This window comes from Pseudomonas sp. B3G-3, assembly GCF_028640915.1.
In the GTDB taxonomy this organism is placed as follows: Bacteria; Pseudomonadota; Gammaproteobacteria; order Pseudomonadales; family Pseudomonadaceae; genus Aquipseudomonas; species Aquipseudomonas chlororaphis_I.
The window spans coordinates 180,305-200,409 of record NZ_JAQZAB010000118.1 but is presented as its reverse complement, the minus strand read 5'-3'; the positions used below and the strand labels follow the sequence as shown (position 1 = coordinate 200,409).

The 20,105-nt window shown below is 63.5% G+C and carries 18 protein-coding genes and 1 pseudogene; 10 read left to right on the top strand and 9 right to left on the bottom strand.

Annotated features, from left to right (window positions below):
* Positions 1 to 32 precede the first annotated feature (32 nt).
* Positions 33 to 1,811 carry a putative bifunctional diguanylate cyclase/phosphodiesterase gene (locus tag PVZ80_RS23375; protein WP_016702120.1) on the bottom strand — a complete coding sequence of 593 codons (1,779 nt, stop codon included), beginning with the start codon at positions 1,809 to 1,811 and terminating at the stop codon, positions 33 to 35.
* A 234-nt stretch (positions 1,812 to 2,045) separates the two neighbouring features.
* Positions 2,046 to 2,936 (bottom strand): LysR family transcriptional regulator, encoded by an 891-nt coding sequence (locus tag PVZ80_RS23370; RefSeq protein ID WP_273864655.1) that lies wholly within the window; start codon positions 2,934 to 2,936, stop codon positions 2,046 to 2,048.
* A 102-nt stretch (positions 2,937 to 3,038) separates the two neighbouring features.
* Between PVZ80_RS23370 and PVZ80_RS23365 the strand changes: the two genes are divergently transcribed.
* Entirely contained in the window at positions 3,039 to 3,701 is a 663-nt protein-coding gene (locus PVZ80_RS23365; protein WP_289942882.1) for an NADPH-dependent F420 reductase, read from the top strand.
* A gap of 177 nt (positions 3,702 to 3,878) precedes the next feature.
* Here the strand turns inward: PVZ80_RS23365 and PVZ80_RS23360 are convergent, their stop codons facing one another.
* From PVZ80_RS23360 to PVZ80_RS23335, 6 genes are all read right to left on the bottom strand, one after another.
* Positions 3,879 to 4,220, bottom strand: coding sequence for a YXWGXW repeat-containing protein (locus PVZ80_RS23360; RefSeq protein ID WP_009047466.1), 342 nt, complete (start codon positions 4,218 to 4,220; stop codon positions 3,879 to 3,881).
* A gap of 182 nt (positions 4,221 to 4,402) precedes the next feature.
* Positions 4,403 to 4,933, bottom strand: a complete 531-nt coding sequence (locus tag PVZ80_RS23355) for a GNAT family N-acetyltransferase (RefSeq protein WP_337960733.1) — start codon at positions 4,931 to 4,933, stop codon at positions 4,403 to 4,405.
* 229 nt (positions 4,934 to 5,162) lie between these two features.
* Complete coding sequence (locus PVZ80_RS23350) at positions 5,163 to 6,176, bottom strand: Ldh family oxidoreductase (RefSeq protein WP_273864608.1); 1,014 nt, start codon at positions 6,174 to 6,176, stop codon at positions 5,163 to 5,165.
* Positions 6,177 to 6,295: 119 nt separating this feature from the next.
* The gene (locus PVZ80_RS23345) at positions 6,296 to 7,870 is read right to left on the bottom strand and encodes an aldehyde dehydrogenase (NADP(+)) (protein WP_273864607.1); all 1,575 of its coding nucleotides are present in this window, start codon (positions 7,868 to 7,870) and stop codon (positions 6,296 to 6,298) included.
* 35 nt (positions 7,871 to 7,905) lie between these two features.
* Positions 7,906 to 9,474: an APC family permease gene (locus tag PVZ80_RS23340; RefSeq protein WP_273864606.1), complete on the bottom strand. Its 1,569-nt coding sequence runs from the start codon at positions 9,472 to 9,474 to the stop codon at positions 7,906 to 7,908.
* Between the two features lie 172 nt (positions 9,475 to 9,646).
* Positions 9,647 to 10,567, bottom strand: a complete 921-nt coding sequence (locus PVZ80_RS23335) for a dihydrodipicolinate synthase family protein (protein WP_009047461.1) — start codon at positions 10,565 to 10,567, stop codon at positions 9,647 to 9,649.
* A 475-nt stretch (positions 10,568 to 11,042) separates the two neighbouring features.
* On the opposite strand from PVZ80_RS23335, the gene PVZ80_RS23330 reads away from it, so the two are divergent.
* The 8 genes from PVZ80_RS23330 to PVZ80_RS23295 all read left to right on the top strand — a co-directional run bounded on the left by PVZ80_RS23330 (position 11,043) and on the right by PVZ80_RS23295 (position 18,719).
* Positions 11,043 to 11,975, top strand: a complete 933-nt coding sequence (locus PVZ80_RS23330; RefSeq protein WP_101281936.1) for a 4-hydroxyproline epimerase — start codon at positions 11,043 to 11,045, stop codon at positions 11,973 to 11,975.
* Complete coding sequence (locus tag PVZ80_RS23325; protein WP_038630811.1) at positions 11,972 to 13,105, top strand: NAD(P)/FAD-dependent oxidoreductase; 1,134 nt, start codon at positions 11,972 to 11,974, stop codon at positions 13,103 to 13,105. Before PVZ80_RS23330 ends, PVZ80_RS23325 begins: the two co-directional genes overlap by 4 nt.
* Positions 13,102 to 13,335, top strand: a complete 234-nt coding sequence (locus PVZ80_RS23320) for a 2Fe-2S iron-sulfur cluster-binding protein (RefSeq protein WP_038630809.1) — start codon at positions 13,102 to 13,104, stop codon at positions 13,333 to 13,335. The genes PVZ80_RS23325 and PVZ80_RS23320 overlap by 4 nt, the downstream gene beginning before the upstream one ends.
* Positions 13,332 to 14,594: an NAD(P)/FAD-dependent oxidoreductase gene (locus PVZ80_RS23315; RefSeq protein WP_273864605.1), complete on the top strand. Its 1,263-nt coding sequence runs from the start codon at positions 13,332 to 13,334 to the stop codon at positions 14,592 to 14,594. Before PVZ80_RS23320 ends, PVZ80_RS23315 begins: the two co-directional genes overlap by 4 nt.
* A 112-nt stretch (positions 14,595 to 14,706) precedes the next feature.
* Positions 14,707 to 15,483, top strand: a complete 777-nt coding sequence (locus PVZ80_RS23310) for an AraC family transcriptional regulator (RefSeq protein WP_038630807.1) — start codon at positions 14,707 to 14,709, stop codon at positions 15,481 to 15,483.
* Positions 15,484 to 15,886: 403 nt separating this feature from the next.
* A complete protein-coding gene (locus PVZ80_RS23305; protein WP_009047455.1) occupies positions 15,887 to 17,116 on the top strand; it encodes a dTDP-4-dehydrorhamnose 3,5-epimerase family protein in 1,230 nt (409 codons plus the stop codon).
* Positions 17,117 to 17,167: 51 nt separating this feature from the next.
* Complete coding sequence (locus PVZ80_RS23300; protein ID WP_009047454.1) at positions 17,168 to 17,440, top strand: hypothetical protein; 273 nt, start codon at positions 17,168 to 17,170, stop codon at positions 17,438 to 17,440.
* A gap of 37 nt (positions 17,441 to 17,477) precedes the next feature.
* Positions 17,478 to 18,719 carry an MFS transporter gene (locus tag PVZ80_RS23295; RefSeq protein ID WP_273864604.1) on the top strand — a complete coding sequence of 414 codons (1,242 nt, stop codon included), beginning with the start codon at positions 17,478 to 17,480 and terminating at the stop codon, positions 18,717 to 18,719.
* A gap of 101 nt (positions 18,720 to 18,820) precedes the next feature.
* Here the strand turns inward: PVZ80_RS23295 and PVZ80_RS23290 are convergent.
* Positions 18,821 to 19,051 (bottom strand): annotated as a pseudogene (locus PVZ80_RS23290) (restriction endonuclease); the annotation flags it as partial.
* Between the two features lie 163 nt (positions 19,052 to 19,214).
* Here PVZ80_RS23290 and PVZ80_RS23285 point away from each other — a divergent pair.
* Positions 19,215 to 20,087, top strand: a complete 873-nt coding sequence (locus PVZ80_RS23285) for an AarF/UbiB family protein (RefSeq protein ID WP_273864603.1) — start codon at positions 19,215 to 19,217, stop codon at positions 20,085 to 20,087.
* The last annotated feature ends 18 nt before the right edge of the window (positions 20,088 to 20,105 follow it).

Genomic DNA, 20,105 nt, shown 5'->3' with positions numbered 1-20,105 from the left:
GCACAGCCTCGTCGATGAGCAGCAGCCCTGCCCTAGACCCAGGGCTGCAACGGAAAACGATTCGCCCCGCTCCAGGCCAGGAAGCGCTCCTGCAGCATCGGCCGGGCGAGGAAATAGCCCTGGGCCTCATCGCAACCGAACGCATACAGCATCTGCAGGCATTTGAAACTCTCGATGCCCTCGGCCACGGTGCGATAACCCAGCTCGCGGGCCAGGCTGATGATCGAGCGGGTGATTTTCTGGTGCTGGGTGTTGCGTTCCAGGTCGGTGATCATCGACTTGTCGAGTTTCACCACATTGGCCGGGATCTGATGCAGGTAGGCGAAGTTGCTGTAGCCAGTGCCGAAATCATCGATGGCCACATCCATGCCCAACTCACGGATGCGGGTCAGCTGCGCCAGGACATTCGGGTTGGAACGCAGCCACTCGCCTTCGGTGATCTCCACTTCAAGCCGCCGCGGGTCGATGCGATGCAGCTCGCAGGCACGACGGATCAGCTCGGCGATATCCTGGTCCTCGAAATCCTTGGGCGACAGATTGATCGACAGCTTGCTGCTCTCGGGCAGGCTCCAGGTGTGCAGCTTGCTCAGCACCGTGTCGATGACCCAGCGGGTCACCTGATGAATCAGGCCATTGCGCTCCATCACCGGAATGAACTCGGCGGGCGAGATCGGCCCCAGCCACGGATGCTCCCAGCGCAGCAAGGCTTCGGCACTCACCTGGGCCCCGTCGGGCAGGGCGAAGCGTGGCTGGAACATCAGGTAGATCTGACCACTGCGCAAGGCATCGTTGAGGTCCGAGGCCAGGTTGAACGCGCGGCGCTGGGCATGATCGCGCCCGGCATCGTAGTGCGCCCAGAAGCTGCGCCTGGCCATGGCCAGCTCCAGGGCGAACATGGCCTTGCGCAAGGCATCGTCCACCGACTGGGTATCGATCTCGAACTCCACGGTTCCGGCGCAGACCGTGGGAATCATGGGAAACCCCAGCCCGGGCGGCTGGCGGCGCAGGCGACTGACCAGGGCATCGAGCAACTTGTCGAGTCCTTCGGCCGGCGCCGGCAGCAGGAAGCCGAAGCGCTTGACCGACACGTGATAGACCCGCACATGCCGCCCCAGGTACTCCTGCAGGCGCAGCGCGAGAAAACGGATGATGGTCTCGAAAGGTGCCAGCCCCAGGGCCAGGGTCAATTCGTGGGCGACCTTCATGTCCAGGGCATCGATCAGCACCAGCACGCGCTTTTCGCCGAGGTGATGCTCGGCCAGATCCCGCAGGTCGCCCTGGAACTGCTCGCGATTGGCCAGGCCGCTGACCGGGTCGCGACGCCGCAGGCGCTGGCGCTGCTCGACCTGCTCCATGACCATCGCCGCCATGTCCCGCAACTGCTGGCGTTCGACGATGCTCAACTGCTGCTCGACCTTGTCGATGATGCACAGGCTGCCGATGGCATAACCGGAGGAGGTCAACAGCGGCGCCCCGGCGTAAAAGCGGATGCCCTGGTCCCGGGTCACCAGCGGGTTGTCGCAAAAGCGCGGATCGAGCGCCGCGTTGCGCACCTCCAGCACCTCGCGGCCTTGCACCGTGAAGACACAGAATGACTGGCTGATGGGGGTCTGCGGCTGATCGAACCCCACCCGCGACTTGAACCACTGGCGATCGCGATCCACCAGGCTGATCAAGGCGGTCGGCACCTTGAAGTACTCGGCCGCCATGCGGCAGATCCGGTCGAAATTCTCGCAACTGGCGGTGTCCAGCAACTCCAGGGCATGCAGGGCGGCCAGGCGCCGCTCCTCGGCAATCGCCTTATCGGGCATACACAACCTCGGGCCGGGATAACGCGATCATCACAATAAACAACCTATTCGCAGGGAGGCTGGAGGGACGCGACGACCTTGAATGCGATAGTGGCATTAGGACATCGCCCTCCAGAATGACTGACGGGCAGGCGCTTGCCAAACCCATCCGTCGGACGAACGGTATCGGTTACAAAAAAGTGCGGTTCTCAAGACCTTCGGTCTAGAGCGCTTTGACGGTTTTCGGCGCTGATCTCAGGCGCCAAAACGTGCGATAGCCGCATCGATGAAGTGCCGCAGCTTGGCGGTCATCCGCCGATCCGGCCGGTACAGCAGATGCATGGCGCGGCTCGGCGCCTCATAGCCGGGCAGCAACTGCACCAACTCCCCCGCGGCCCGCGCCGGCTCGAGAAAATCCGCCGGCCCCAGGACGATGCCGAAGCCATCCACGGCCGCCGACAGCAGGGCCCTGCTCTCGTTGACCTGCAAACGGCTGCGCACCTGAACCTCATGTACCTGGCCGGCGCGGCGGAACTGCCATTGGTGGTCCGCCGGCCGCGACCAGTAGACGTACCCCAGGCACTCATGCTGTTCGAGATCCGCCGGCACCTGTGGCGTGCCCCGGGCGGCGAGGTAGGCAGGCGCCGCACAGGCGATCAGCCGATAGGGCGCCAGCGGCCTGGCGGTGAGGCTGGAGTCGGCCAGTGGCCCGATACGAAAGGCTGCCTCGTAGCCTTCCTCCACCAGGTCGATGTAGCGATCGGTGAGGTGCAGGTCGATTTCCACCTCCGGATGCTCGCGCAGAAACGCCGTCACGAACGGCATGAGGCTGTAGGAGCCGAAGGTCACCGGCGCGCTGATGCGCAGCTTGCCCCGGGGCGTGGCGTTCATGATCTGCGCCAGGGAATCGGCGGCCTGGGCCTCGCCGAGGATGTGCTTGCAGCGCTCGAGGTAGGCACTGCCCAGCTCGGTCAGGCTTTGCCGGCGCGTGGTGCGGTTGAGCAGGCGCGCGCCCAGCCGCTGCTCCAGCGCCGCGACATGCTTGGCGACCATCTGCGGCGATAGCCCCAGGCGAGTCGCCGCACGGGCATAGGAACCGCTTTCGGCGGCCACGACAAAGGCCTCCATGCTGGTCAGACGATCCATCATTCAACACTCCCAGTAACGAGACCCAGTACCAGATGCTTATTTATCGCCATTGAGTGGCGAATCATCATAGCCGCTCGACCCTTTCAACGGAGCATGGACATGCGTATCGGCATTATCGGAGCAGGTTTTATCGGGCGCGCCGTGGCGCAACTGGCCCTGGCGGCGGGACATGAGGTGCTGCTCAGCAACTCCCGCGGCCCGCAGACCATGAGCAGCGTGGCCAGCGGCATTCGCGGCAGCCGCATCGGCAGCGTCGAAGACGCCGTGCAGTTCGGCGAGCTGGTGCTGGTGGCCATTCCACTGGCCCACTACCGCAGCCTCCCCGCGGCCCTGCTGGCCGGCAAGACGGTGCTGGATGCCAACAACTATTACCCGGATCGCGACGGCCATATTGAGGCCCTGGACCGCTTCGAAACCACCACCAGCCAACTGCTCGCCGAGCACCTCGAAGGCGCCAGGGTGGTGAAGGTGTTCAATGCCATCCTCGCCCAGGACCTGCTGACCGACGCCCGCCCCGACGGCGCTGCCGATCGTCGGGCCCTGCCGATTGCCGGCGACGATCCGCAGGCCAAGGCGCAGGTTGTGCAACTGCTCGACGAGCTGGGTTTCGACGCTGTCGATGGCGGCGGCCTGGCGGACAGCTGGCGCTTCGAACGGGCCAAACCGGCCTACTGCATCCCGCTGGATAAACCGGGGCTGCGCGCGGCCCTGGCGCAGGCGCAACGCGAGGTCGAACTGCCCGAAGGCTGGTGGCGCTCCTAACGCCAGCAGCATTTGATGTCGATCAGTCAAAGAAAGGGTAGGAGCGAAGCTTGCTCGCGATGGTCGCTAACGATAACGCGCATCTACTGGGTAAACGCGGCGCTCTCAAGTCCATCGCGGGCAAGCCTCGCTCCTACAACGGATTACCTTCGCTTTTATAGCTGGGGCTATTCTCGCTCAACTGGCCCAGCCACCCGCATGCAGGTGCCAGCCATCGCCGCGACGCTCCCAGAACGGGTGCACATAATGGTACCCGGGGCGCAACGGCTCCCAGTGGCCATGGACCGCCACATATTGCCGGCCATCCCAGTGCCAGTAAGCCCGGGACCAGACATAACCCGGGCGATGCATGGGCTCGACTTCGATAACCCGCACCGGCGGTGGCTGCGACGCAACCACCTCGGTGTACTCCACCGGCGCCGCGCGTTCGACCACCCGCCGCTCATGCACCACCCGTTCCTGCACACACCCGGAGGCCACTACGACCACCGCCATCAGAGCCGTGTAACGTAACAACATGCTGCCTCCCCGGCGCTTGACGCCGACGTTTGAACTGCTGACAACGCCCCCTGCAACCACCCGGCTCCTGCCAGGCGTACGGAGTGTTTTAACAGCTCGAAACTGTCTGCTTGCTGAACCTGGTAGCGGCCGGCAGATCGCGACAGCGGGGTGGCGACAAACGGCCAGCCAGCGGCGGCAGATCAAGGTCGTCGAGCGTCGAAATCCGCCCGGGTCATCTCGAAGAACTTGCTCGGCAAGCCTTCGAACTCGCCGTCGCGCACAAAACGAAAACCCACTTTGCGCGCCACCGCCAACGACGCCTGGTTCAAGGCATGGGCATCGGCGACGATGCGTTCGACTCCAGCGCCGAGAAAGGCATGCTCGACGATGCGCCCCGCCGCCTCGGACGCAACCCCCTTGCCCCACGCCCGCCGCACCAGGCGCCAGCCCATTTCCAACTCGGGGCCGACGGCCTCGTAGGGAATGAACGACACCCAGCCGAGAAACTCCTCCGGCGCGGACTTGGCAAAGATCGCCCAGTAACCGCAGTGCTCACCAAAATCACGCTCGATGCGCGAACGCACGAAGTCACGGTGCTCCTCGCCACCGTCCCAGGGGCCGGGAAGGTAACGGGTGACGTGCGGATCGAGGTCCATGGCGATGCACGCCTCGAAGTGTTCGAAGGTGCGCGGGCGCAGCAGCAGGTTGGGGGTTTCGAAGTGGTGGTTCATCAACTGGATATCCGTATTCACCGATGGAAAGATGCCGCAGAGAAAGTAGCAGGTCGGCGTCGGCATCGCCGGATATCCGTAGCAGAACCGCCCCCTGACACGCAGACAGCTTTAGGAGCGAAGCTTGCTCGCCACCACAGGCCACCACCCTGTTCCAGGCAGCAACCCCTTTCTGAAGGCCTGCGACGCCATCGCGGGCAAGCCTCGCTCCTACAGGAAATCGTGGTTACTACGCCAACAGCGCCTGGATATCGTTGAACAGCGCGAGTGGAATCTGCACGCCGTGTTGCATGCTGCGCGCCCTGGCCTCGAAACGCCGCTGCGACGGCAGCCGCGCGCCTTGCGCGGTGATGGCCGCGAATAGCCCTTCGGCGCGCGCCAGGCCGTTCTCGTAGTCCTGCCCCAGAAACACCTTCGGATCGAACGCCAGGATCAGTTCGCCATGGCAGGGCGCGGCGCCGACGCCGGCGTCGAAGGCCATGGACTCGGCGCTGGTGAGGTCGCCGATCAGCGCGCCGGCCAGCAGTTCGATCATCGCCGCCAGGGCTGACCCCTTGTGCCCGCCGAAGGTTTGCATGGCGCCTTGCAGGGCCGCCTTGGCGTCCGTGGTGGGCTGGCCCTGGGCGTCGATGGCCCAATGTTCGGGGATGGCTTTGCCTTGGCGCGCGTGCAGTTCGATATCGCCGCGGGCGATGGCGCTGGTGGCGAAGTCGAACACGAACGGCTGGCCCGACGGGCGTGGCCAGGCGAATGCCAGGGGGTTGGTGCCGAACACCGGCTTGCTGCCACCGGCCGGTGCCACCCAGCTGTGGCTGGGGTTCATGGCGATGCCCACCAGCCCTTCGGCGGCGATCGCCTCGACCTCCGGCCACAGCGCCGAGAAATGGAAGCAGCGCTTGATCGCCATGGCCGCAAGCCCCTGGCTGCGGGCCTTTTCCGCCAGCAACGGCAGGCCGGTCTGGAACGCCAGCAAGGAATAGCCGTAGTGCGCATCCACCTCCAGCACGCCCGCGGAAATAGGCCGCAGGCTCGGTTCGGCCAGCGGGTCGACCTTACCCTCGCGCACGGAACGCACACAGCCCAGCAGGCGATACACCCCGTGGGAGTGGCACTCGTCGCGCTGACCCTGGGTGATAACCTCGGCAATAGCCCGGGCATGGGCATCGGACAGGCCGTGGCGGGTCAGCACCTTGAGGGACAGCTCGCGGACCTGGTCGAGGGACAGGGTGATGAATTCGGACATTTCACTGCCTCATGATCGTGAAGACAAAACCGCCTCCATCAGGCGGTGGCGACAAAACCTATTTAGTGAAATGCGCCTGAGCAGCAAACAGCCAACCTGGCGCACTCTCTACACCCCTCTCAACACGGCCGCTCACCGTTGAGGCGCAGCGGAACCTGCCAGGGGTTGTCGCTGCGCAGGGCCTGCGGCAGCAGTGCTTGCGGCAAGTCCTGATAGGACACCGGACGCAGGAAACGCTGGATCGCCAGGCTGCCCACCGAGGTGGTGCGCGTATCCGAGGTGGCGGGGAACGGCCCGCCATGGACCATGGCATGGCCGACTTCGACACCAGTGCCAAAACCGTTGACCAGCAGGCGGCCGGCCTTTCGCTCCAGCAACGGCAGCAGTTCCCGGGCTTGCGGATGGTCGTCGTCACTCAGGTGCAGGGCGATGGTCAGTTGACCTTCCAGGCTCGCCAGCAGCGCTTTCATCTGGGCCGCATCAGTGCAGCGCACGATCAACGAGGCCGGGCCAAAGACTTCTTCGCGCAGCGCAGCGCGGGCCATAAAAGCCGCAGCCGACGTGGCGAACAGCGCGGCCCGGGCCTGATAACGCTCGCCGTCACCGCCCTGTCCCAGGCAGTCCACCTCGGCATGCCGCAGCAGCCGCTCGACACCCTGGCAGTAGCTGGCGTGAATGCCTGGCGTCAGCATGGTCTGCGCCGGCGCCACCTTGAGCGCCGCGGCCGCCGCGGCTTCGAATGCCCGCAGCGCCGGGCTGTCGACGGCGAGGATCAACCCCGGGTTGGTGCAGAACTGGCCGGCGCCCAGGGTCAGGGAGCCGACAAAGGCCTTGGCAATTTCCTCTCCCCGCTCGGCCAGTGCATTGGCCAACAACAGCACCGGGTTGATCGAACTCATCTCGGCATAGACCGGGATCGGCTCCTCACGGGCCGCGGCGATCTGCATCAACGCCACGCCGCCGCTACGCGAACCGGTAAAGCCCACGGCCTTGATCCGCCCATCCGCCACCAGCCCCTGGCCGATGCTGCGGCCGGCATCGAACAGCAGCGAGAACACCCCTTCCGGCAACCCGTGGCTGTGCACCGCCTGCTGGATCGCCTGCCCTACCAGTTCCGAAGTGCCGGGGTGCGCCGAATGCGCCTTGACCACCACCGGGCAACCGGCGGCCAGCGCCGAGGCGGTGTCGCCGCCGGCCACGGAAAACGCCAGGGGAAAGTTCGAGGCACCGAACACCACCACCGGCCCGATGGCGATCTGGCGCAGGCGAAGATCCACCTTGGGCAAAGGCTGGTGTTCCGGCTGGGCCGGGTCGATGCGCGCCTCCAGGAAACTGCCGTCGCGCACCACCGCCGCGAACAAACGCAGTTGGCCGACTGTGCGCCCGCGCTCGCCTTCCAGGCGGGCACGAGGCAGGCCGGTCTCGCTCATGCAGCGCTCGATCAGCTCGTCGCCGAGGGCGAGGATGTTGCTGGCGATGCTCTCGAGGAACGCCGCCCGTTGTTCCAGGCTGGTTTCCCGATAGCGGTCGAATGCCGCTTCGGCCAGGGCGCAGGCGCGCTCCAGGTCATTCGGGCCGGCGCCGCCAAAACTCGGCGCCAGGGCCTCGCCAGTGGCGGCGGCCAGCGCATGCACTTCGCCGTGGCTGCCACGCACGCGGGCTTGGCCGATCAGCAGTTGTCCTGTTACAGGCATGAGTTACCTCTCCGAATAGATGGTATGAACAGCGGTCATTCGTCTTCCCCTTCCAGCACCAGCTTGCTGGACGGCACCCCGGTATTGGCGCCCCAGTAGTAGATGCACAGGGCCATGACCGTGACGGCCAGGGTGTCGTAAGGGTGAGTGAGGGTGCCGATACCGCCGAAGCTGCCCAGGTAGGAAATGACCATGGTCAGGGCGTAAAAGGCGATCAGCCACAGGGACGAGCGCACCTGTTCGCTGAGGCTCAGGTGGTCGGTGGGCACCAGGCGCTTGCAGCCCAGGTAGATGACGAACATCAGGATCTGCAGGCCCAGCAGCCAGGACACCGTGCTCCAACCGGACCAGTAGACGATCAGCGCAGCGATGACAAAGGACACCGGCCCCAGCAGGCCGAAGCCGCTGACCCGGAACGGCCGCGGCAGGTCCGGCGCACTCTTGCGCAGCGCCGCCACGCTGATCGGGGCAATCGCATAACTGAGCACCAGGGCCGCCGACACCACATTGATCAGCGCTTCCCAGGACGGGAACGGCAAGGTCCAGAACACCGACAGGCCGAAGGTCAGCCACAGCGCCGGGCGCGGAATGCCGGACTGCTCGTCGATGCGGGTGAAGATCTTGAAGAAGGTCCCGGTCTTCGCCCAGCCGTAGACCACCCGTGGCGTGGCGTTCATGTAGATGTTGCCGCAGCCGCTGGGGGAAATCACCGCGTCCGCCACCACCAGATAAGCCAGCCAGCCGACGCCCAGGGTCAGGGCGATGTCGCGGTACGGCAGGGAGAATTCCTTGCTGATGCTGCTCCAGCCGTTGGCCAGCATGTCGGTGGGAATGCTGCCGAGGAACGCCAGTTGCAGCAGGCCGTAGATCAGGGTCGAGAGCAGCACCGAAAGGATCAGCGCGATGGGAATGGTGCGCTGTGGATTGCGCACTTCGCTGGCCACCGAAATGATCGGCGTCAGGCCCAGGTAGGCGAAGATGATGCCGCCGGCGGAGACCGCCATTTCGATGCCGGACAGGCCGAAGGGGGCAAAGCCCTGGACGTGGAAATTGTCCGGTTTGAAGAAGGTGAACAGCACGCCGATGACCAGCAGCGGCACGACGAACTTGAACAGGCTGATGAGGTTGTTGGACTTGGCGAAGGTCTTGACGCTGGAGTAGTTGAGCCAGAAGAACAGGCACAACAGGGCGAACTGCACCAGCCAGCCAAGAATGGTCGGATTGCTGTTGCCGGCATGGGTCAGCCCCGGAAACCAGGCCGCCGCGTATTGCCGCGCCGCCACCACTTCAATGGCCACCAGGCTGGAAAACGCGATCAGTGTGATAAAGCCCATCAGGTAGCCCAGCAGCGGCCCGTGGGAGAACACCGGATAACGCACCACCCCGCCCGCTCGCGGCAAGGCCGCGCCCAGTTCGCAATAGACGATGCCCAGCAGCAGGACGGCGAAACCGCCGAGCAGCCAGGAGAAGATCCCCGCCGGCCCGGCGATGGCCGAGACATGGCTGGCGGCGAACAACCAGCCGGAGCCGAAGATCGCCCCCAGGCCGATGAAGGTGAGGTCAACCAGAGAGAGCTGTTTCTTGAATTTGCCTTGGCCTGACATAGGCGCGCCTTCTTATTGAGTTATTGGAGTAGGCAGATTGAATGTCGCGCCGGCCTTCCGCGGACGGGTTGCCGACGTGGTGAAACACGGCACTGCGCGAGTGCCTGATTGTTCTTCTCGTGGACCAGGGCGCTCCCGCCACCCTGCACGCGGGAGCGGCCTGTCGGCAGGCTTACAGACCGACGTCCGGCAATTGCGGACGCTCGGCCAGGGCCTTGGCGACTATCGCCTTGACCTCGGCCAGGGTCTCGCCCTGCAGGGCCAGGCGCGGTGGGCGGGTGATCGAGGAGCCGCGACCGACCAGCTCCTCGCAGAGCTTGATGCACTGCACCAGGTCCGGACGCGCATCCAGGTGCAGCAGCGGCATGAACCAGCGGTACAGCGCCAGGGCTTCCTCGAAGCGTTTTTCCTTGGCCAGGCGGAACAGCGTCTCGCCCTCTTTCGGGAAGGCGTTGGACATGCCGGAGACCCAGCCTTCGGCGCCGACGGCGATGCTTTCCACCACCACGTCATCCAGGCCGGCGAACAGCACGAAGCGGTCACCCACGGCATTGCGCAGGTCGATGAAGCGCCGGGTGTCGCCGGAGGAGTCCTTGAAGCAGACGATGTTTTCGCAGTCCTGCAGGGCGATCAGCACGTCCGGGGTGACGTCGTTTTTGTAGATCGGCGGGTTGTTGTAGACCATCACCGGCAGGTCGGTGCCGGTGGCGATGCTGCGAAAGTGCGCGGCGGTCTCATGGGACTTGGCCGAATACACCAGGGCAGGCATCACCATTACCCCGTCGACCCCGACCTTGGCCGCTTCGCGCACGGTGTTGCGGGCGAACTCGGTGGTGAACTCGGCGATCCCGGCGATCACCGGTACGCGGCCGCCGGCGGCGTCCTTGGCGACCTCGATCACCGAGAGTTTTTCCGCAGTGCTCAGCGAGGTGTTTTCGCCCACGGTGCCGCACACCACCAGGCCCGACACACCGTCGGCCACCAGGTTGCGCATGACGCTGTGGGTGGCGTCCAGGTCCAGGGAAAAGTCAGCTTTGAACTGGGTGCTGACAGCAGGGAACACACCGCTCCAGTGGATGGCTTTACGGCTCATGGTCTTGTCCTTGTTGGTTGAGTCGGCCGGGCCGACAGGCGTTGAAAACGAAAAACAGATTCCGCCTTTCGCCGCCCTGGAGCTTGAGGTTTTTCCCGCTCAAGCAAGACGAAATCGGCACATTCGCCCAATCGTCCACAGACCTTTTCTGTCCATTGCGCCTGCGCGCTACCCTCCTTCGACCCGCCTGAAATCCCCTGCACCAGCAGCCGCACCGCACGCCTGTAGCCGCTGCCGAGGTACGAGGCTGCGATCGGCTGCGCAGCAGACGCAGAACCTGTATCCCCGGTCTTTCTGTCACACCACGTCGTCCGATCTGGCGGACGCTGCGCGTCCGTGCGCAGCCTGCGGCAGCGGCTACAGGGTTGGCGGGAAACCCCACTGTGCCAATTTCGTCATCCGCCGCAGAGAAAACCCACAAGCGATACAGCCCTTTCCCGAGCCAATCTGTAGGCCTTTTCCGTCAGGTGCTGCCATGAAAAAAATAACCGTCATCGATTCACATACGGGGGGCGAGCCGACTCGCCTGGTTGTCGACGGCTTTCCCGACCTGGGCAGCGGTTCGATGGCCGAACGGCTGGCCGTCCTGCAAGAGCGTCACGATCGCTGGCGCACGGCCTGCGTGCTGGAACCGCGGGGCAGCGACGTGCTGGTGGGGGCCCTGCTGTGCGAACCCCAGGCGGCGGATGCCTGTGCCGGGGTGATCTTCTTCAACAACAGCGGCTACCTGGGCATGTGCGGCCACGGCACCATCGGCCTGGTGCGCTCGCTGCATCACCTGGGGCGCATCGCCCCCGGCGTACACCGCATCGAAACCCCGGTGGGCACCGTCAGCGCCACTCTGCACGACGACCTCTCGGTCAGCGTGCGCAACGTGCCGGCCTACCGTTACCGCAGCGGCGTCGAACTGCAGTTGCCCGGCCACGGCCCCGTCCGCGGCGATATCGCCTGGGGCGGCAACTGGTTCTTCCTGATCAGCGAGCATGGCCAGCGCATCGCCCTGGATAACGTCGAAGCCCTGACCCACTACACCTGGGCCGTGCGCGAAGCCCTGGAGGCCGCCGGCATCAGCGGCGCCGATGGCGGCGTGATCGACCATATCGAGCTGTTCGCCGACGACCCGCATGCCGACAGCCGCAACTTCGTGCTGTGCCCCGGCAAGGCCTACGACCGCTCCCCCTGCGGCACCGGCACCAGCGCCAAGCTGGCCTGCCTGGCCGCCGACGGCAAGCTGGCGCCCGGGGCGATTTGGCGTCAGGCCAGTGTAATCGGCAGCCAGTTCAGCGCCCGCTACGAGCAGGCGGGCGAGCAGGTCATCCCGACCCTTCGCGGCACCGCCCATATCAGCGCCGAAGCCACCTTGCTGATCGAAGACAGCGATCCCTTCGCCTGGGGCATCCTCTCGTGAGCGAGCCGGCCGAAGCCGACGTGCTGGTGATTGGCGGCGGCATTGTCGGGGCCGCCTGCGCCCACGAAATGGCCCGCCGCGGCCTGCGGGTGCGGGTGCTCGACAACGCCAGCGGCGGCGCCACCGGCGCGGGCATGGGCCACCTGGTGGCGATGGACGACAACCCCGCCGAACTGGCGCTGAGTCACTACTCCATCGGCCTGTGGAACCAGCTGCGCGCGCACCTGCCGGCCGCCTGCGCCTACCGCAATTGCGGCACCCTGTGGCTGGCGGCGGACCCGGCGGAAATGGACCTGGCCCGGGCCAAGCAGGCGACCCTGGCCCAACACGGCGTGGCAGGCGAATTGCTCGACAGCGCGACCCTGGCCGGACTCGAACCCATGTTGCGCAAAGGTCTTGGCGGCGCCCTGAAGATTCCCGGCGACGGCATTCTCTACGCCCCGGCCACGGCCCATTGGCTGTTGCACAACACGCCTGGGATCAGCTGCGAGCGAGCCACGGTCAGCGCCATCGCCGCCCAGCGCGTGGAGCTGGATGACGGCCGTGTGCTGCGCGCCGAGTACGTGGTGCTGGCCAACGGTCTGGCGGCGCGGAGCCTGCTGCCGGAGTTGCCGTTGCGACCGAAGAAGGGCCACTTGCTGATCACCGATCGTTACCCCCGACAGGTGTCCCACCAACTGGTGGAGCTGGGCTACGCCGCCAGCGCCCACGCCAGCAACGGCACCTCGGTGGCGTTCAATGTGCAGCCACGGCCGACCGGGCAATTGCTGATCGGCTCGTCCCGCCAGTTCGACACTCTCGACCCGGCCATCGAGCCCGAGGTGCTGACGCCGATGCTGCAACGGGCCGTGGCCTATCTGCCGGGCCTGGCGCAATTGAACGGCATCCGCGCCTGGACCGGCTTTCGCGCCGCCACCCCGGACGGCCTGCCGATCCTTGGCGAACACCCACGACACACCGGCCTGTGGCTGGCGGTCGGCCATGAAGGCCTGGGCGTCACCACCGCCCCCGGCAGTGGCCGGCTGTTGACCAGCCTGATGCTCGGCGAACGGCCGGATATCGATGCCCATGCCTATCGCCCCGAACGCTTCGCCGAGCTGACCGCCACCCTGACAGGAAGCGCCCCATGATCATTTACCTGGACCGTCAGGCGCTGACCGTGGGCGATGGCCTGAGCGTCGCCGCCGCCATCGCCGCCAGCGGCGACCCACGTACCCGAACCTCCTGCACCGACCAGCCCCGGGCGCCCTTCTGCGGCATGGGCATCTGCCAGGAATGCCGCATGACCATCGACGGCCGGCGCCAACTGGCCTGCCAGACCCTGTGCCGCGAAGGCATGCACGTGGAGCGCACGCCATGAAGCAACAGCGCCTGAGCTGCGACATCCTTATCGTCGGCAGTGGCCCGGCCGGCCTCGCGGCAGCCCGGGCGGCGAGCCGCAGCGAGCTCTCCATCATCCTGCTCGACGACAACCCACGCCCCGGCGGCCAGATCTGGCGCAACGGACCCGGCGTCACGCTCCCCGGTATCGCCCGCGAAGCCTTGCAGGTGCTGCAACATCCACGGCTGCGCTACCTGCCGGGCACCCGGGTGGTGGCCGGCGCCGGCGCCAATGTCCTGCTGCTGGAAGATGCCGAGCAGGCTCTGCTGGTCCGCTACCAGAGCCTGATTCTGTGCTGCGGCGCCCGCGAACTGTTGCTGCCCTTCCCCGGCTGGACCTTGCCCGGAGTGACAGGCGCCGGGGCCTTGCAGGCGCTACTGAAAAACGGCCTGGCCGTGGCCGGCGAGCGGGTGGTTATCGCCGGCAGCGGGCCGTTGCTGCTGGCCAGCGCCGCCACCGCCCGTCAAGTTGGTGCCCGGGTCGAGGCGGTCCTGGAACAGGCCCCGTTGCCCGCGCTGGCGACATTCACCGCCGGGCTCTGGCGCTGGCCGGCCAAGCTCGGCCAGGCCGTCGGGCTGGCCACCACTTCCTATCGCTGCAACGCCCATGTGCTCGAAGCCCTGGGCGACGATCGCCTGGAAGCGGTGCGCATCCAGCAGGGCGAACAGGTGCGGGAAATCCCCTGCGAACGTCTCGCCTGCGGGTTCGGGCTGGTGCCCAACACCACCCTGGCTAGCCATCTCGGTTGCCAGCTACAGGCCAATGCCATCGCGGTGGACCCTTACCAGGGCACCAGCCTCCCGCAGGTCTACGCGGCCGGCGAATGCACCGGGGTCGGCGGCAGCGAACTGGCGAGGGTCGAAGGCGAGATCGCCGGACTGGCCGCCAGCGGGCAGGCCCGGGAGGCCACCGCGCTGATCCAGCGCCGAGCCCATTGGCAGGCGTTCGCCGAGCGAGTGAGTGAAACCTTCGCCCTGCAACCGGCGCTTCTGCGCCTGGCGCGAGCTGATACGCTGCTGTGCCGCTGCGAGGATGTGCCCTACGCCGCCGTGGCTGGCGAAGCAGGCTGGAGCGAGGCCAAACTGCACAGCCGCTGCGGCATGGGTGCCTGCCAGGGGCGGGTTTGCGCCACGGCGGCACAGGCCCTGTTCGGCTGGACCGTACCGACACCACGAGCGCCCCTGGTGCCGGCGCGGATCGAGACCTTGCTGATGGAGTCGACGCCCGGCGCGAAGTGACGAGCAGACCGTTGCCGCTGGCCGCCCGCCAACGGCGCCGTGGGATTCAAGGATGAGCCAGTAGACCCGAAGTCGCGGGGCGCGCCCCGCCCCCTAACAAGAGCAGCCCTTGATGATCGACACCGCTCAGCTGCACCGCCTGCCCGAAGCCATCGCCAGCCAGGCGCCCGAGGATATTCACGACCTGCTGGGCAGCATGGCCCTGGTGATCCCGCTGCTCGACACCCTGCCCAACGCGGTGTTTTTCATCAAGGACCTGCAGGCCCGCTACCTCACCGCCAACCTGACCCTGGCCCAGCGTTGCGGTTTCAAGAACGTCGCGCCGCTGCTGGGCAAGACCTCGGCCGAGGTGTTTCCCGCCGTGCTCGGCCCGGTCTATACCGAGCAGGACCAGCGCGTGCTGCGCCAGGGCATCACCATCAAGGGCCAACTGGAACTGCACCTGTACGGCAGCCGCGAACCCGGCTGGTGCCTGACCCACAAGCTGCCGCTGCATGGGCGCGACGGGCGGATCATCGGCATGGCCGGCATCTCCCTCGACCTGCAGGCCGCCCGCGACGCGCACCCGGCCTACGAACGCCTGGCCGCGGTCGACCGGCATATCCGCGAGCACTACAACGAAGCCATCCGCCTCGACGACCTGACCCACATCGCCGACCTGTCCATCGCCCAGCTGGAGCGCTACTGCAAACGCATCTTCCACCTCACCCCGCGGCAGATGATCCACAAAGTGCGCCTGGAACACGCCTCGCGCCTGCTGCTCGGCGAACTGCCGATCACCGACGTCGCCCTGCAATGCGGCTACACCGACCACAGCGCCTTCAGCCGCCAGTTCAAGGCCCTGACCGGCGTCAGCCCACGGCAGTTCCGGCAGAACGCCGCGCACTGACCTGGGCAGCCCGCAGGCTGAAGTTTTATCGGATGAAGGAATACGCAGGGATTGAAACCGGAGACTGTCTGCAAAAAAGAAGTTTATTCCCTTCATCCGTCCATTCTCTTGAGCGATCTATTTTGGTTCGATCTAAGTACTTAACAAAAGAACATATGCTAGATCTGAAACATTCAAATCTATAACTTAATGTTCCATATGATTTTTATGATTCGCACTATTTTTGTGCCGTTGCGCACCATAAGATGGCGACCAGACAAATTCATAAACCCCACAAAAAAGTTATTGACAGCTTTCCATTAGACAAGCACTTTTCAGTGCCACAGCCGTTCACACAAACAACACCGAAGACGTCAGGACAGACGCTGGTGCAGATGCGTTTTCTCTATCGAAAGAGGGATCTATGTTCGAGGAAATTGGCAACGACACTCACCAGGCCGACTTTTTAATTCCAGGCCTCAGATTCGAAAAGAACTCTGTCAGTAATACCTATGCTGGAAACGGCTGGTTCAGTCGAAAATTAATGTCCAGCAAGGGTCCGCTCATATCAGACTTCGTCACTCATGAACCCGACTTCAGTTATTCAACCTATGGCATACATGTCGGCCAGGACGATCGCCTGACATTCATGGGGGAAAACGGCAAGAAAATAGAAGGCTTCTTTGTCGATTGCCGAGAAGGCAGTCCTAGTATCCATCAAGTTGTCCAACTCAGATTCTCGCCAAGCCTGTATCGACACTTGGTCATTCCACGAGGCGTGGCTCATACCTTCGATAACCTAGAGTACATTGTCACCCGGGACGAACCAGTCTGGCACTCGGATCAAGACAATGCAGCATGGAATCTGGACAACGATCTTGTTTCAGTCCCTCGTACTACGGAACTTGCAAAGTTTCCAATTATCAAGGCCAACAGATACCGCTTGCCCGATGAAGCCCATCGCTTTCTTTCGAAGATTTCCCAGTCTTTGCTGGAGAACCCCAAATCCTATCTGGCCCGATACCCGGTGACCATTCGCGGCGCCGAACAGTATGTGATGTTCGAGCCCAAGACCTGGTCGGACGATGCCCGCAGCGTCGCTGAACGATTGACGGACGAGGAGTTCTGCGGAGTACGGATAAAACGCAACCGCTATGCCCTGACTGGCGCCAGGTCCTATACGCTGGTGCCCAATACTGCCTCCTGCGTGGCCGACGTCCTGGTGCTTCCAACGTCCGTTCCGGGCACTCCTCACCAGTACTACTGGCACGCCAGAACGAAAAAAACCTATACCTTCCTCAATAATCAGGAACTGCAAATCGACTTGAACCTGATTGATTTCAGGCATGACTCCGCCACTTACGGTCAGCACAAGTCTCTCCAGATCATTTGTGATCCACGCACCAGCATTCATATCGAGCAAGGTATTGCCTACACGTTCAACTGCAGTAAACCGACGCTGGTTCGCTGTGAACATGAAGTCTTCGTCAGCCAGAATGAGCCACGCTCGGATATTCCCATGTTCGGTCAGGACCTGATTCCATTCGCTATCGACCAGCCCTATCCAAATATCAAACTACCTGACATGCGCTGCCCGGACATCCTGCTGTACAAGATGGCCAAGTTCGAGCAGCAGACACTGGAAAGAACTTAGTTTTGGGGTGTGCACCCAAGTTGCAAACTTACTTACACCATGGAGATTCACATGAAAGCAACTCAAGAAGCAGTATCCTGGAAAGAAGAGCTGGCTGATCTGGTTGGTTCTGCGCAAAACGCGGAAGAGTCTCTGGCTCTTGCAGCGTTCGAGAAAGCGCTGTCCCCTTACCTGCAAGAACCTGGAGCACTGCGTACACTCCTGGGCAAGATACAAGCCATGGAAATTGTTGCGCTGGACAGCCTTACATCCAAAAAGGAGTTCAACAGCATAGAAGAACTCCAATCGTTCTTGCCTGCCAACATCAAAGCCCTGGCTGCATGATACCGGGCATATAAAAAATTTAACGGATTAAATTTCTGTGCACACCTCTTTCAATTCAACGGCGCGGTCAGTGTGGTCCTTTGTGGCTTTGGGGGTATTACTTATACTTTCCGAAGCCATCTACGACCTGGTATTCGCCAACCTCGCCTATTCCATTAGCGGAACGACGCTCGCTGTTACCACCACCTACGCCGTCGGCTATAGCGCTGAAATACTGGTGACCCTGCTAGGCGCGGGTTTTATCGATCGTTTCAACAAATGGAAACTGTTCATTGCCACGCAACTGGCCAACATTGCGGTGTTTGCCCTGGCTGTTTTTGTCCTCAGGATCTACGACAGCTCCGTGGAGTGGGTGTGGTTTTTTGCCTTCTTAATCGACCTGATCCATCAGTACTCACGGCTGATCATGTTTGCCTTGATCCCGTTCCTTTTCACCGCTGACAACATCCCCAGAATCAACGGCCTGCTCGCCACCTTCAATGGCATCGCCAGGACCCTGGGGCCGGTCATCGGCGCCCTGGTCATTTTCAACGTCGGCTTGTCGATCTCACTGCTGGCCTCCATTGCCTTCATGCTGGCGGCGCTCGCCTTGACGATCAGCCTGAGCGCCTTGAATGAGAAGACCTCGACCCTCGATATCTGCAGCACGTCGTTTGCCCAACGCTTCCAGGAAAGTGTCACCGGCGCATCAAGAGCCACCATCGATCTGTTGCGCGCTCCACGCTGGCGGTATTTCCTTGCCTCCTATGCCACCTGCCTGCTGGTGGTCAGCGTGCTGGCGCTGCTGTGGGTCCCCTTGCTGCGGGGCTTTCATGGTTTTTCTGAAGCACAGACCGGCTACCTGTTCTCAGTTGGAGCAGCAGGCGCCATAGCCGGCGGACTCGCCTTGCGCGCCAGTGGCCAGGCCTCCCGGGTGCCGGGCACGATATTGCTGTCCCACCTGATCATGATCTCGGGGGTCTGCATCACGTTATGTCTGCGCGGCAACCTCTGGCTCGCGGGCACCGGCATGTTCGTGTTCCAGTTCGGTACCACGCTGTATTTTCGTACCACAGCCAGTGCCATCCAGCTCACCGTACCCAAGGAAATCATTGGCAGCTGGTATGGCTCGATAGACTTCATCAGCCGCTTTGCCGGACTCGTGGGCATTCTGCTGGCGGGTTGGGCCTACGATAAGCTCGGGACCTACGCCATCTACTCGATCCTCTTACTCTTGCTGGCACTGAGCAGTTTCAACTGGCGCGGCAGTCGCCAGGCTCGCTGGTTGGTCAATACCTGAGGCTGTGCCCCCTCGGTCCGTCTCAGTGCCCATGACCTGAAGCATGGGCACTTTGCGCGAAAGCCTCCTTGCCCGATGTTACTCGAGCAGCTCGCTGCATAGCTCGTCAGCATCTTGTCGTCCTCTGCTTCTGCATCATCGTTATCGGCATTCCCTGCTCCGAAGGCGCAGGCAACCGCAAGAGACGGCTGGATAGCACCACTCATTGCAGACCTGAGACGATCATTGATTTGATCATTGAGAAATTGACCCACCATTTTTCGAGTCAGCTCATAAAACTGTTCCCGGACTTTTTGGGTAATCACTCCGTCGTACACCCGCGATGCAAAGACATGGTTTTTTCCAGCGCCAGGGCACGCCAGGCCGCACAACCCGGATCAATTTCGTGAACGCCAGGACTTGCGATGAATTATGATGCGCGCCCTTTCGGCTCGCGTTTCAGCGCAGGCTCACAGCGCCACCCCCTCGTTCGCCATCCAAGGCCAGGAACCCTACATGCTTCACCTCAGGAGATTCACCCGAACGCTGCATCGGCAGCAGATCGATGGCGTGACCTTCCATTTCGATCCATCCCACCGGCACGAACTGGACAGGCTGCTACGGCGTTTTTTGGCCAAGCCCGAGCAATACCCCACGCTGGATATTCCGGAAGACACCCGGGGCGTATTCCTGCTCGAAGGCGAACGCCAATGGGTGCTCAAGCGCAACCGCCTGACTCACTGGAAAAAGCAGCTGCAGAACTTCCTCGGGCTCAAGCGCAGCTTCGGCCTGCACGACCTGACCAACGAATTCATCAACCTGTCGGTGGTGTCGGGCAAATCCGCCCTCTCGCCCCAGGTCTCGGCGTTTGGCTACAAGGGGCGTTTTCCGTTCCTGCGCGAAGAGTACTTGCTGGTGGGTTTCTGGGCCGATCATTGCAGTGTCGACGACCGTCTGCTGGCCCATCCCGAGCAGGCTGAAACCCTGTTGTCGGCGATCTTCCGGCTGTTCGGCCAGATGCTCGACGACGACTTCGTGCACATGGACCCCCACCCGAAAAACATTCTGGTCGCCGCCGATGGCCGACTGCGCCTGATCGACTTCGAGTGCTGCGCCCACTCGGTACTCGACCGCGACTTCAGCCTGGGTTTCCTGCTGGGTTACTTCTACCGCTTCTGGTTCCGGCGCTTCATCTCACAGCAGGATTACGACCGGCTTTGCGAGGCCTACCTGAGCGCGGAGCAACCCCACCTGGATCGCACCGTCTTCCAGCCGGTGTACCAGCGCTTTCGCGACCAAACCGTCTCACGCAGCACGCGCTACCGCATCCTCACCTGTGCCCGGGCACAAGCGGCGTTCCAGCGTGAAATCAGCGGCCCCCGCGGCTAATCCGAGATCCCGCTCAAG